General features: G+C 71.7%; 10 protein-coding genes. 2 read left to right on the top strand and 8 right to left on the bottom strand.

What is annotated here, in order from left to right; all coding sequences use genetic code 11:
• Nucleotides 1-30 precede the first annotated feature (30 nt).
• From TU31_RS10310 to TU31_RS10290, 5 genes are all read right to left on the bottom strand, one after another.
• On the bottom strand, nt 31-489 hold the full coding sequence (locus TU31_RS10310) for a cyclic nucleotide-binding domain-containing protein (protein ID WP_042152498.1): 459 nt from the start codon (nt 487-489) through the stop codon (nt 31-33).
• A 99-nt stretch (nt 490-588) separates the two neighbouring features.
• Complete coding sequence (locus TU31_RS10305) at nt 589-3,468, bottom strand: NHLP bacteriocin export ABC transporter permease/ATPase subunit (protein ID WP_042152495.1); 2,880 nt, start codon at nt 3,466-3,468, stop codon at nt 589-591.
• Between the two features lies 1 nt (nt 3,469).
• Complete coding sequence (locus tag TU31_RS10300) at nt 3,470-5,755, bottom strand: NHLP family bacteriocin export ABC transporter peptidase/permease/ATPase subunit (protein ID WP_042152492.1); 2,286 nt, start codon at nt 5,753-5,755, stop codon at nt 3,470-3,472.
• Complete coding sequence (locus tag TU31_RS10295) at nt 5,752-6,558, bottom strand: HlyD family efflux transporter periplasmic adaptor subunit (RefSeq protein ID WP_042152488.1); 807 nt, start codon at nt 6,556-6,558, stop codon at nt 5,752-5,754. The genes TU31_RS10300 and TU31_RS10295 overlap by 4 nt, the downstream gene beginning before the upstream one ends.
• 178 nt (nt 6,559-6,736) lie before the next feature.
• Complete coding sequence (locus TU31_RS10290) at nt 6,737-6,964, bottom strand: hypothetical protein (RefSeq protein WP_042152485.1); 228 nt, start codon at nt 6,962-6,964, stop codon at nt 6,737-6,739.
• A 766-nt stretch (nt 6,965-7,730) separates the two neighbouring features.
• On the opposite strand from TU31_RS10290, the gene TU31_RS10285 reads away from it, so the two are divergent.
• Together TU31_RS10285 and TU31_RS10280 are read left to right on the top strand one after the other, a co-directional pair.
• Nucleotides 7,731-8,762: a PHP domain-containing protein gene (locus TU31_RS10285; protein WP_107070662.1), complete on the top strand. Its 1,032-nt coding sequence runs from the start codon at nt 7,731-7,733 to the stop codon at nt 8,760-8,762.
• Nucleotides 8,763-8,805: 43 nt separating this feature from the next.
• Nucleotides 8,806-9,474, top strand: a complete 669-nt coding sequence (locus tag TU31_RS10280) for a formylglycine-generating enzyme family protein (RefSeq protein ID WP_042152483.1) — start codon at nt 8,806-8,808, stop codon at nt 9,472-9,474.
• Between the two features lie 23 nt (nt 9,475-9,497).
• Here the strand turns inward: TU31_RS10280 and TU31_RS10275 are convergent, their stop codons facing one another.
• From TU31_RS10275 to TU31_RS10265, 3 genes are all read right to left on the bottom strand, one after another.
• Nucleotides 9,498-10,856 (bottom strand): chloride channel protein, encoded by a 1,359-nt coding sequence (locus tag TU31_RS10275; protein ID WP_042152481.1) that lies wholly within the window; start codon nt 10,854-10,856, stop codon nt 9,498-9,500.
• Between the two features lie 145 nt (nt 10,857-11,001).
• Nucleotides 11,002-11,910, bottom strand: a complete 909-nt coding sequence (locus tag TU31_RS10270) for a LysR family transcriptional regulator (RefSeq protein WP_042152478.1) — start codon at nt 11,908-11,910, stop codon at nt 11,002-11,004.
• Nucleotides 11,911-11,945: 35 nt separating this feature from the next.
• Nucleotides 11,946-13,145: a glycine C-acetyltransferase gene (locus tag TU31_RS10265; protein ID WP_042152477.1), complete on the bottom strand. Its 1,200-nt coding sequence runs from the start codon at nt 13,143-13,145 to the stop codon at nt 11,946-11,948.
• Between the last annotated feature and the right edge of the window lie 53 nt (nt 13,146-13,198).

Raw genomic sequence — 13,198 nt, 5'->3', positions numbered from 1 at the left:
GTGCGCCCGCCAGGGAATGCGGGACAGCCCTCAGGGGTCGAGGCCGCTGCCCTGGGGCCCATACAGATCGAGCAGCCGGGTGCGGGTGCCGTGCAGCCGGTCGGCCACCGTCTTGGCCACATAGCGGTACATCGCCCGGCCGAGGACGGGGTCGGATTCGCACAGCTCACGGATCGCCCTGGCGTCGAACTCCACGGCCTCCACCGGGCCGACGGTCTCCGCTCCCAGGTGCCACAGGTAGGGCGGGAACAGCCAGGACCAGCCGAGGAGTTCGCCACGGCCGAGGGTTTCCACCACCGCCGCCCGGCGCCCGGGGACGCGCTGGTCGAGCACCACCTGTCCACTGCGGATGATCCAGAACCGGTCCGCCCGCCGGCCCTCCTCGAAGAGCCGGGTGGCGCGCGGCAGCGACACCTCGACGGCGATATCGGTCAGCTGTCGGCGCCGGTCGGGCGGCAACTCGTCGAGCATATTTTCGATCATGGTCATGCGTCCTCCGCTCGCTGCCTGCACGATATGCGGAGCTTTGCGGGGATCGGGGGAATGGCTCGGCCCGCCGGGCACCGGCGGGCCGCAGCCCGGTCCCTGTCAGGTCAGCTGACGCCGCACCAGATCGTGCAGCCGGCCACCGGTGTCGGCGAGCAGTTCGGCCGGGGGCCCCTGCTCAACGATCCGGCCCTCCGCCATCACGATCACACGGTCGGCGTCCATGACCGTGGACAGCCGGTGGGCGATCACCAGCCGGCTGGCGCTGAGCTTGCGGGTGCTGTCACTGACCACGCGCTGGGTCTCGTTGTCCAGGGCGCTGGTGGCCTCGTCGAAGAACAGGATCCGCGGGCGGCGGACCAGTGCCTGGGCGATCATCAGGCGCTGCCGCTGGCCGCCGGAGATCGCGCCACCGCCGGAGATCATGGTGTGCAGGCCCATCGGCATCCGCTTGATGTCCTCGGCCAGGCCCGCCATCTCGGCGGCCGCCCAGGCCTCTTCCTGGGTGAAGGCCTCGGCGCCGCATATGCAGTCCAGGATCGATCCGGTGAGCGGCTGGGCGTTCTGCAGCACCACCCCGCACTGCCGGCGCACCGCCGCCTGGTCCAGGGCGGCCAGGTCCTGGCCGTCGTAGAGCACACTGCCCGAGGACGGCTTGTCGAAGCCGATGAGGAGCCGCAGCAGGGTCGACTTGCCGCAGCCGCTCGGGCCGACGACGGCCACGAACTCACCCGGCTCGACCCGCAGCGAGACATCGTCGAGGACGAGCGGGCCGTCGTCGGTGTAGCGGAACGAGAGCTTCTTGGCCTCGATGCCGCCGGACAGGGTGCCGGGCTGGGCGCTGGCCCCGCGCACTTCCGGCTTCTCGTCCAGCACCGGCTTGATCTGCTCGAACATCGGCAGCGCGGCGGCGGCCGAGACGAACGCGCCGGTGATCTGGGTGACCGCGGTCAGCAGCATGGTCACCGAGGTGTTGAAGGTGAGGAAGGAGGCGGCCGACATGGTGCCGCGGGCCGGGCCGGCCAGCAGGATGAAGAGGGTGAGCGAGCAGACCGGCAGATAGACCGCGTTGAGGACGGTGGTCAGATTCTTGATCCGGCCGGCCTTCTGCTGGAGTTCCCGGGAGCGGGCGAACTCCCGGGCCCAGGCCGCGTACGCGAAGCTCTCGGCCGCGGCGACCCGCAGTTTGGGCAGCCCGCGCAGGGTCTGGAACGCCTGGTTGTTGAGCTTGTTGCCGAGCTTGACCAGCCGTCGCTGCCAGCGCAGCTCCCACAGGCCCATGGCGAGGAACACCGCACCGATGACGAGCAGCATGGCGATCGCCGCCAGCGCCAGCGGCACGCTGTAGACGAGCAGCAGCACCAGGTTCATCGCGCCGATCGTGCTGGACTGCACGGCCACCGGGCCGAGGCCGGACAGCACCCGGCGGATGGCGCTGATGCCCATCGCGGCGCTGGCCAGCTCGCCGGTGGAGCGTTCGGTGAAGAACTTCGTCGGCAGCCGCAGCAGCCGGTCCCACACGGCCGGCTGGAGGGTGCTCTCGATGCGGCCCTCCATCCGCAGGACGGTGAGGTTCTGAAGCAGCATGAAGGCGGCGGAGACCACGCTGGTGATCATGACGGCCAGGGAGACCTGCACGATCAGGCTCTTGTCGGCGCTCGGTACGTACTCCCCGAGCACCTTGCCGGTCGCGATGGGGACGAGGGCGCCGAGGCCGACGGTCACCAGTCCGCTGAGGGCCAGATTACGGACGTCCATCCGGGTCCCGCGCAGGCTGAAGAGCATCAGCCGCCACAGGCTCATGGGCCGCTCCGGCAGCGGGCGGTAGAACATGACGGCGCGCGGTTCGAGCTCGTCGGCGTTGTCCTTGCCGAGGCGCATCCGCAGCCCGGAGACCGGGTTGACCGCCTCGTACCGGCCGCGGCGCCACAGCAGCGCCACCGGCGCACCGGACTTGGCGCGATGGCCCACCAGGGGGCCGGTGTTGGTCCGCCACCAGCTTCCCTGGAGCCGGACCGCGCGGGTCCGGATCCGCGAGCTGACCGCGATCCGTTCGACCGGGGTGATCCGGTCGTTGACGGCGCCGCCCTTCGGTGGCTCGGTGAGCGTGATACCGGCCGCCTCCGCGACCGTGCGGCAGACCGCGAAGGTGGTGTCGTCGCTGGTCCGGTCCGTCGTCGTACCGCCCCGCCCGGCCCGGCCGATGGATGCCACCAGCGCCTGGTCGGCGCGCTCGCGAACGGTTTCACCCGCCTTGATTCCGGCCGCCGTACGGTCCTCGTGGGCGCGCTCCAGCTGCTCGATCCAGCGGTCGACGGCGGACAGCAGCCGGTACTGCTGATTGACCATCTGCTGCCACAGCTCGGGGTCCACCAGCAGATCGCCGGCCGCGTCCGCGCCGTAGGAGGCGCCGTACTGCACACTGCCGGGCGGGACCGGCATCCACAGGATGTCGTCGTCGGCCACCGCCTCGTCGCCGGGGCGGCCGTCGAGCGGTGCCTCGAACAGCACGCCCAGGCTGCGGGCGGTGCCCAGCGCGAAGGCGTGCTCCAGCGCGGAGGGCGCCTCGCCCTGGCCGCCGTACGCGGGGTCGTTGCCGTAGCCCTGCGCGCCGTATTGCGGAAACGCCCCGGTGTCGCCGTACTCCCCGTACTCGTAGCGGGGCAGCTCGCGCAGCGGGATACGGCGCAGCAGGCAGTCCTGGGAGGGCCGGCCGAGCAGGGTGTGCTGCGGGCCCGCGACCGGGCCGAGCAGCAGGGTGCCCGCTTCGAGGCGGCCGAGGAAGTGCCAGTGCCCCTCCTGGGCGGCGTCGACCGCGAAGAGATCCAGCGAGCCGCCCGTGACGAGCCACAGCACATGCGGGCCCTCCAGGGGAACGCTGCGCAGCCCGGTGCAGTCGACCGGTGTACCGAGGCCGCCCAGCGCATAGGTGACGGCATCGGTGTCGCCCGGTCCCACGACCGCGGACGGGGGTACGGACACGTCAGTGCTCCTTGACCAGCTCGGCGTACGGGCCCCCGGCGGCGACCAGGTCCTCGTGGCGGCCGCGTTCGACGACCACCCCGTGGTCGAGGACGACGATCTCGTCGCTGTCGCGGACCGTGCTCAGCCGGTGGGCGATGACGACGCAGGCGCAGCCGCGCCGCCGCAGGTTGTCCATGATGATCTGTTCGGTCCGGGCGTCCAGTGCGCTGGTGACCTCGTCGAGGACCAGGATGCTGGGGCGCCGGACCAGGGCGCGGGCGATCTCCAGCCGCTGCCGCTGCCCGCCGGAGAAGTTACGGCCGTCCTGCTCGACCCGGCTGTGGATGCCGTCGGGCCGGGGGGCGATCACCTCGTCGTAGAGCGCGGCGTCCTGGAGGGCGGTGATCACCGCGTCGTCCGGGATGGACGGGTCCCACAGCGCCACGTTGTCGCGGACCGTGCCCTCGAAAAGGAAGATGTCCTGGTCGACGAAGGAGACGGAGGCGGCCAGCGCACTGCGGGAGAGGTCCTCCAGCCGCTGTCCGTCGATGCGGATGGTGCCTTCCCAGGGGCTGTAGAGGCCGGAGATCAGCCGGGAGACGGTGGACTTGCCGCTGCCGGAGCCGCCGACGAGAGCGACCTGCCGGCCCGGGCCGACGGCCAGGGAGAAGCCGGTCAGCAGCGGTTTGTCCAGCGGGCTGTATCCGAAGGTGATGTCCTCCAGCGTCACATGGCCCTTGAGCCGGCGGGTGTCGGCCTCCGGCTCGGGGCGCGAGTAGAGGGTGTCGACGGGGAAGCTCTCGACGTCCTTGAGGCGGGCCACGTCGGCGGCGAAGTCCTGGATCCGGCCCGCCACTCCGTTGAGCCGGGTGATGGGCGCGGTGAATCGGGTGACCAGGGCCTGGAAGGCGACGAGCAGACCGATGGAGATATGGCCCTCGACCGCCCGCAGTCCGCCGATCCACAGGATCATCGCGCTGTTGAGCGTGGCGAGGGTGGGGGCGACCACGGCCAGCGCGGCGCTCGGCACGCCCAGCCGCTGCTGTTCCTCCAGGGTGGTGGCGTGCTGGCCGGCCCAGCGGCGGAAGTAGCCGTTCTCCCCGCCGGTGGCCTTCATCGTCTCGATGAGCTGGAGGCCGGTGTAGGAGGTGTTGGTCAGCCGCGCGGTATCGGCGCGCAGCTTCTGGGTGTGGGTGGCCCGCAGCCGGATCACGATCCGCATGGCGACGACATTGAGCAGCGCGATTCCCACGCCGATGACGGTCAGTTGGGGGTCGTAGGTCCACAGCAGGAAGGCGTAGAGGACGACGACGATGCCGTCCACGCCCGCGGCGGCGAGGTCACGGGCCAGCGTCTCGGCCACCGCGTCGTTGGACTGCAGCCGCTGGACCAGGTCGGCCGGGCTGCGCTGGGCGAAGAAGGTGACCGGGAGTCTGAGCAGATGGCGCAGGAAGCGGGCGCTGGTGAGGGTGGAGGAGATGATGCGGCCGCGCAGCAGGTTGGCCTGTTGCAGACCGGTCAGTACGGCGGTCAGCGCGACCATGGCGGCCATCGAAGCGAAGAGCGGCCCCAGCAGCGAGGTCTGGTTGCCGATCAGGAACATGTCGATATACGTCCGGCTGAGCGCGGGCACCGCCGCGCCGACCGCGACCAGCAGCAGGCTGGCGAGCAGCGCGGCCAGCAGGGTGCCGGTCGTGCCGCGCATCCGGGCGGGCACGGCGCCGAGGACGCCGGGCTTACGGCCGCCCTTGCGGAAGGATTCGCCGGGTTCGAGGACCAGGGCGACGCCGGTGAAGCTGGTGTCGAAGTCCTCCGTCGCCACGAAGCGCCGGCCCTTGTCAGGGTCATTGATGTGCACGCCGCGGCGGCCCATGCGACGGCCCGTACCGTCGTAGACGACGTAGTGGTTGAACTCCCAGAACAGGATGGCGGGCGCCTGCACCTCGGCGAGCGCGGCCGGTTCCATCTGCATGCCCTTGGCCTGGAGTCCGTAGCTGCGGGCGGCCTTGAGCAGATTGCTGGCGCGCGAGCCGTCGCGGGAGACACCGCAGGCGATCCGCAGCTCTTCGAGCGGCACATGCCGTCCGTAGTGGGCCAGCACCATGGCCAGCGAGGCGGCGCCGCACTCCACGGCCTCCATCTGGAGGACGGTGGGGGTGCGGACGGTCTTCGTCTTCTTGGGCTTCGGGGCGGGCGCGGCCCGGCGGGTGCGGCGGGCGCCGGGCGCGGGTTCCGAGCGGCGGCGGCCGCGGACCGGCGGTGGCAACTGCTGCTGCGGGGCGGCGGAGTCGTGTGGGGCGGTCACGGCAGCAGCCAATCGATCGGGTGCTGCGCGGCCAGGTGGACGGCGCCACTGGCCGGCGTCATGGAGTCGACGGCGTACGGCGGGCCGTCAGAGGTCGACCAGGCGTAGCCGGATTTGGTGTGCGGGGCGGCGTCGAGTTGTACCAGGACCGCGACGGGCTGGCCGTGCTGCGAGAACTCCTCGCCGAGCTGGCTGCTGCCCAGGAAAGTGCTGATCCGCTGGCGGGACTGCGCGGTCCTGCCGACCGCTTTGACCCGTCCGCGCAGGACGCCGTACTGCTGGGTCGGCACGGACTGGACGGTGAGGTCGACGGATGCGCCGACGGGCACCGTGGCGCCGCTCTCGGCCGGTACGTACAGCGTCGCCGTCAGGGGGTCGTCGGCCTGGGCGATGCGTTCCACGGAGGCCACATCCGCCCCGGTCGTGACGACGGAGCCGATGGTGGCGACCATCGTGGTCAGCCGGCCGGCGGCGAGCGTACGGACGACGGTGGTGCCCTGGGCGGTACGGACCCTCAGGACGGGCGTGTGGGCGGCCACTCGCTTGCCCTCTTCCTCGAGTACGGCGGTGACCTGGCCCGAGACGGGGCTCTGGAGGACGTAGCTGCCCTGGCCGTGGGTGAGGATGCCGGGTGCGTTCAGGGTGGACGACACGGTGCCGGTCACCGCCCATGCGGAGGCGGCGATCACGAAGAGGACCGTGACGGTCAGCACGAGCCAGCCCTGGGGGCGGGCGAACCGCACCGGAAGATCGATTTCCTCGGGCGATTGCAGTTTGGAAAGGGCCTGTTGGCGGAACTGCACGACACTCTTCCCTCAACTGCAACGTTCTGGTTCGGACGGGTGGTGGCCGGTGCCCCGGTGCCCGGATGGAGTCCGGGCGGACCGGGGCAGCCGGCCCGGCATATCGGCAAGGAGGGGGCGCCGACCTGCCGTTGTCACCGTTCAAAGCCGGCTGTGCCGCTCAGCGGCACAGAAGGGCTCAGAGACCGGCGACCAGGCCCGAGGCGGTGCCGACGACGCCCGCGGTGTCGGTGCCGGCGACACCGTCGACCAGGCCGGTGGCGGTGCCCACGGCGCCCGAGACCGGGGCGATGGAGTCAACGGTGCTGGTGGCGGTGCCGACCACGCCGCCGACGAGGCCACCGGACACGTTGTCCAGGTCGCTGTCGGAGATTTCCTGCGTCTGAACCTGGGGGGTGGAGTTCATGATGATTCCCTTCGGATGAATATCTCGAAAAACCCGCGCCCGAACCGTCCGGTGGGTCGGCCCGGTCGCGGCAGCGGCAGTCGGGTTCCCGAAATCGGGAACCGGGGGGTGACTCCCGCAGTGCGAAGGATCAAAGCATGCAGGCGCGTTGTGCTGCTAATCGGGTAGCCGCTGATCCGGGCGATATCGCCCCGTCGAAATACCTGACGTGCACGCCCGTCCATGACTTGGTGGCAGCTTCTTCACATCTCCTCCGGTTTCTTTTCCGAGACCTCGGCAAGCACCCGTTCGGCGAACTGGACATTCCGTCACCAAACCGCTGAGCCGCAGGTCAGCGTGGGAATACGGGGCGGCCGAGCGTGTGCCGACTGCACATTCGGTGTGCAGATTCTTTGAAGGCCGCCAATTTTTACGGCACCTCGGCGCGATACGGGCAGACGCCTCCGGCGCGCCCTTCCGACGCAGCCGCGCCGAATGTTGCAAGGGCATTAAGTGCGCCCGATTCGCCCGGAGTTCACAGTCCTTATCGGCGGTGCTGAACGTATGGAATGGACTTATCGGCGCTATCCATATGCCATTTCCACGGAAAGGATCAGGAACGGATCGAGTAACCGGACAACGGACATAACCGCATAACGGAGCGCCTTCGGACCCGTCGGTAATGGGCGATTGGCACCCCGCACCGGCAGCCCGGTGGCAGCCGCCCACCGGGTGGGGCACCGTGAGAAACGACGCTGCGGGGCCGCGCCCCGGGAAGGAGCCGTACGTGGAGCCCGTGGAGGCGCTGGAGCGGATCGCCTTTCTGCTGGAGCGGCAGGGGGCGGTGACCTACCGCGTCCAGGCGTTCCGTACGGCCGCGACGGTGATCGGTGCGCTGTCCGCCGACGAGCTGCGCACCCGTGCCCGGAGCGGCTCGCTGGCGCGGCTCAAAGGGCTGGGCCCCAAGACCACCCGGGTGATCGAGGAGGCGCTCGCGGGCGCGCGGCCGGAGTATCTGACGCACCTTGAGGAGGAGGCGGGCGGCCCGCTGGTCGAGGGGGCCCAGGGGCAGCGGCTCCGTCAGGCGCTGCGCGGCGACTGCCATCTGCACTCGGACTGGTCGGACGGCGGCAGCCCGGTCGAGACGATGGCGCGGGCCGCCCGCGACCTCGGCCACTCCTGGTGTGTGCTGACCGACCACTCCCCCAGGCTCACCGTCGCCCGCGGACTGACCGCCGAGCGGCTGCGGCAGCAGTTGTCGCTGGTGGCGGAGGTGAACGAGCGGCTGGCACCGTTCCGGCTGCTGACCGGGATCGAGTGCGACATCCTCGACGACGGCTCACTCGACCAGGAGCCGGAGCTGCTGGAGCAGCTCGATGTGGTGGTCGCCTCGGTGCACTCCAAACTGCGGATGGACAAGGGGCCGATGACCCGGCGGCTGCTGGCCGCGGTCCGCAATCCGCTGGTGGACGTGCTCGGTCACTGCACCGGGCGGCAGATCACCGGCAGACCGCGCCCGGAATCGCAGTTCGACGCCGAAGCGGTGTTCGCGGCCTGCGCCGAGCACCACACCGCGGTGGAGATCAACTGCCGTCCCGACCGCTTCGATCCCCCGCGCCGGCTGCTCCGCCTGGCGCTGGAGACCGGGACCCTGTTCTCCATCGACAGCGACGCCCACGCACCGGGCCAACTGGACTGGCAGATCTACGGCTGTGCCCGTGCCGAGGAGTGCGGCGTCCCGCCGGAGCGGGTCATCAACACCTGGACGGAGCGCCAGTTGGCCACCTGGACCCGGACGGGCCGGACCCCGCACCGCTGAACGCGCTCCCCGTCGCCGCGCGGGGCGGTACGCTCGCCTCCTCATGGACACGCGCACGGAGTACGAGATGGTCGCCGTCCCGCCGGGGCGGGTGACGCTGTCGGACCGGCGGACGCGGCGCAGTTGGCCGGTCGAGCTGGCGCCCTACCGGCTCGCGCCGTGCCCGGTCACTCAGGAACGGTATGCGCAGGTCACCGGCGAGCGCCCGAGCAGCGCGCAGGGCGACCGGCTCCCCGTCGAGGGCGTCTCGTGGTGGGACGCGGTCCGGTTCTGCAACGCCCTGTCCGCGCAGGAGGGGTTGGCACCCGCGTATCGCCTGGACCCCGACGCCGAGCGGATCGAATGGGACAGCTCCGCCGAGGGGTACCGGCTGCCGACCGAGGCCGAGTGGGAGCACGCCTGCCGGGCCGGCACGACGGCGGCACGGTACGGGCGGCTCGACGACATCGCCTGGCACCGCGGCAACTCGCACGAACGGATCCACGAGGTCGGCGGCCGGCAGCCCAACGCATGGGGCCTGTCCGACATGCTGGGCAATGTGTGGGAGTGGTGCTGGGACGTCTACGACGCCGAGGTCTACGGCAGCTACCGGGTGCTGCGCGGCGGCGGATGGTTCGACGAGCGCTGGAGCTGCCGGGCCTCGGTACGGCGCCGCAGCCACCCGACCTTCCGGATCGATGACGTGGGCTTCCGTATCGCGCGTTCCCTCTGACGGGCGGGGCTCCGGCCTCGCCGTCAGGCGGGGTGGGGTGCGGCGGACGGCAGGTCCGGCACGGTGGCCGGAGTGAGGCGCAGCGCCACCACGTACGCGACGACCACGGCGACGATCACCAGCGGCATCACCGTCAGACCGCTCTTGCCCAGCAGCAGCGTTGCCAGCAGCACCGAGGTCATCGGCAGCCGGAGCATGGCCACACACATCGCGCCCACCCCCATCGCGAAGGCCGCGGTGAGCGACAGTCCGGGCAGGTGGGACAGCACGACACCGCCCGCCGCACCGAGGAACAGCGCGGGGAAGATCGGGCCGCCCCGGAAGGCGCTGAGCGACGCGCAGTACGCCAGGCCCTTGCACAGGATGAGGAGCAGCAGCGCGCCCACCGTGTAGCCGGCGCTGTCCCGGAACAGCGACCCCAGCGCCGACTGGCCCGAATAGAGCATCTCGGAGGCGGGCTTGCCGGTGGCCGCGGCGAACGCCGTCGCCAGCGCGCCCACCACGAGGCCCATCACGATCGTGGCCGGTACCCGGTGCCGGACGACATGTCCCTTGAGGAACCGCGCCAAGCGCCGTACGCCGGTCGCGGCGAAGCCTGCAGCCAGCCCGATGACCAGGGCCCAGCCGAACTCCGGAATCGTCGGCCCGGCGGCCCTGGGGATGTCGTGCAGCGCGAGCGAGTAGGTGCCGAGCCCGGTCCAGTCCCCCAGCCCGGTGAAGATCAGTGCGCCCAGGCCGGACGCCAGCAGACCGGGCAGCAGCACGATCCCCAGCATCGGGCCGCCCAGCCCCGACACCTCCATCAGCAGGAACGCGCCCAGCAGCGGGGAACCGAGCAGGGCGCTGATCGCCGCGAAGCTGCCGGCCGCGCCCACCGCGGCGGCGGCCTGGGCCGGCATGTTCCGGTTCAGCAGCCGTACGGCGCCCGCGGCCAGACCGCCGCCGAGGGCGATGAGCGGTGCCTCGGGGCCGAGCACCACGCCGAAGCTGAGGGAGGCCAGGGCCGCCAGGAACACACCGGGGAGCGCGGAGAGCGGGGGCGCACCACTGAGCGCCAGCCCGTCAGCCGGCTCATGGCCCCCGCCGCCGGGGAGGTAACGGACGGTCAGCCCGACCAGGAGACCGGCGACCAGCAGCATCGGGACCGGCCACCAGAGGGGCGGGCCGGCGAAGCCGAGCGCCCGAGGCAGGTCCTGGTAGATCAGCGGTTCCAGCTCGTGGACCAGTGCGAGAAAGCCGAATGCGACGGCGCAGACCGGAACGCCGATCGCGCCCGCCACCAGCAGAAGCTTGAGATATCCGCGCGTGCGCACCAGGGCATAGGGGTCCTGCGGCGCGGTGGTCGGTGCTCCGCCCACCGGGCCGGCCGGGCCGACCGACATGCGCCTCGCCTCCTCGGAACCGGGGCTGCCCCGGCGCCCGCCCGGGCCGCCGCGGTGATGAGCCTGCCATGGCCGGTCCGGGCCGGCACCTCGGGCGCGGCCGGGCGGGGCACGGCGGATCCGGCCCTCCGTCGCGGCAGTTGCCTCACCCCTGCGAGGCCGCCGCCTCCCGGAGGGCGGCGAGCACCGGGCGGAACAGCGGGTGCTCCTCGGCTCCCCGGCGTACCGCGGCGAAGACCCGGCGGGTGGGGGCCACATCGTCGACGGGGCGGACCACCACCCCCGTGAGGTCCATGTCGCGCAGCGCCGAGCGGGGGACGAGGGCCACACCCGCCGCGGCCGAGGCAAGCGCGACGACGGCGCGGAAGTCGTCGGAGGTGTGCTCCAGGCGCGGCTGGAAACCGGCGTATTCGCAGGCCAGGACCACCACGTCATGGCAGGGGTTGCCGGGGTAGGGGCCGATCCAGGGGTCGCCGGCGAGATCGGCCACCGCCAGCCGGTCCGTGTCGGCGAGGCGGTGGCCGGGCGGCAGGACCGCGTCGAACGGCTCGGCGTAGAGCGGGACCCGGGTCAGCCGTGGGTCGTCGGCGCCCGGTGCGCCCCGGTATTCGACGGCCACCGCCACATCGACCTGCCGGTCGAGGACCATCAGCAGGCTGGCGTCGCCCTCGGCGTCCTGGACATGGACCCGGATGCCGGGGGCGGTGCGGGCGAGTGCGGTGAGCGCGGGCGCGACGACCAGGCCGATGCCGGTGGCGAAGGCCGCGACGGTCACCGTGCCCGCCTCGCCCGAGCCGTAGGCGGCGAGCTCCGACTCGGCGCGCTCCAGCTGTGCCAGGACGGCGTTGGCGTGGGTGAGCAGGATGTCGCCCGCGGCGGTCAGCCGGACGCCGCGGGCGCTGCGCTCCACCAGACGGTGGCCGGTCTCCTGTTCCAGGGCGGCCAGCTGCTGGGAGACCGCCGAGGGCGTGAGATAGAGCGCGGCGGCCGCGGCGGTGACCGTGCGGTGGTCGGCCACCGCACGGAGGATGTGCAGCCGTCGTGCTTCGATCATGCTTCCAGTCTCGCAGGAGCGGCCCGCGGGCGGTGTCAGCCCCCGAGGGCGGCCCTCGCACCGATGAAGGCGTCGACCGCGCGGTTGACGTCCTCGGTGGAGTGGGCGGCGGAGAGCTGGACGCGGATCCGCGCCTGGCCCTGCGGGACCACGGGGTAGGAGAAGCCGATGACGTAGACGCCGCGCTCCAGGAGCAGCTCCGCCATCCGGGCCGCCTCGGCCGCGTCACCGATCATGACGGGGGCGATGGCGTGGTCGCCGGGGAGGATGTCAAAGCCCTCCTCGGTCATCCGCGAGCGGAACAGCGCGGTGTTGGCGTGCAGCCGCTCGCGCAGGTCACCGGCCGACTCCAGCAGGTCGAGCACCTTCAGCGAGGCGGCCGCGATCACCGGGGCGAGCGAGTTGGAGAAGAGGTACGGGCGCGAGCGCTGGCGCAGCAGGGCGACGATCTCGGCCCGGGCCGCGACATAGCCGCCGGAGGCGCCGCCGAGCGCCTTGCCGAGGGTGCCGGTGATGATGTCGACGCGGTCCATGACCCCGTGCAGCTCGGGGGTGCCGCGGCCGCCGGGGCCGACGAAGCCGACCGCGTGCGAGTCGTCGACCATCACCATGGCGCCGTAGCGGTCGGCCAGGTCGCAGATCTCACGCAGCGGCGCCACATAGCCGTCCATGGAGAAGACGCCGTCGGTGACGATCAGGGTGCGGCCGGTGCCGCCCGCGGTCGCCTCCTTCAACTGGCGTTCCAGATCGGCCAGGTCGCGGTTGGCGTAGCGGTAGCGGCGGGCCTTGCACAGGCGGATGCCGTCGATGATGGACGCGTGGTTGAGGGCGTCGGAGATCACCGCGTCGTCCGGCCCGAGCAGGGTCTCGAAGACTCCGCCGTTGGCGTCGAAGCACGAGGAGTAGAGGATGGTGTCCTCCTGGCCCAGGAAGCCGGAGATCCGCTGCTCCAGCTCCTTGTGGACCTCCTGGGTGCCGCAGATGAAGCGGACCGAGGCCAGGCCGTAGCCCCAGCGGTCGAGCGCTTCGTGGGCGGCCGCGACGACCTCGGGGTGGTCGGCGAGACCGAGGTAGTTGTTGGCGCAGAAGTTGAGGACCTCACCGGGGTTGCCGCCGGCGGTGACCGCGACCGTCGCGGACTGCGGGGTGCCGATGACGCGCTCGGGCTTGTGCAGACCGGCGGCGCGGATCTCGTCGAGGGTGCCGCGCAGTTCGTTGCGAACGGAATCGAGCATGGGGGCTCCTTGAGATGCGTGAGACGAGTGAGGCTGTCCTGCCCCGGGGGCGA

The organism is Streptomyces lydicamycinicus (assembly GCF_000829715.2).
Classification (GTDB): domain Bacteria; phylum Actinomycetota; class Actinomycetes; order Streptomycetales; family Streptomycetaceae; genus Streptomyces; species Streptomyces lydicamycinicus.
The sequence above is the reverse complement of the archived record's forward strand: the minus strand, read 5'-3'. Positions and strand labels throughout refer to the sequence as shown.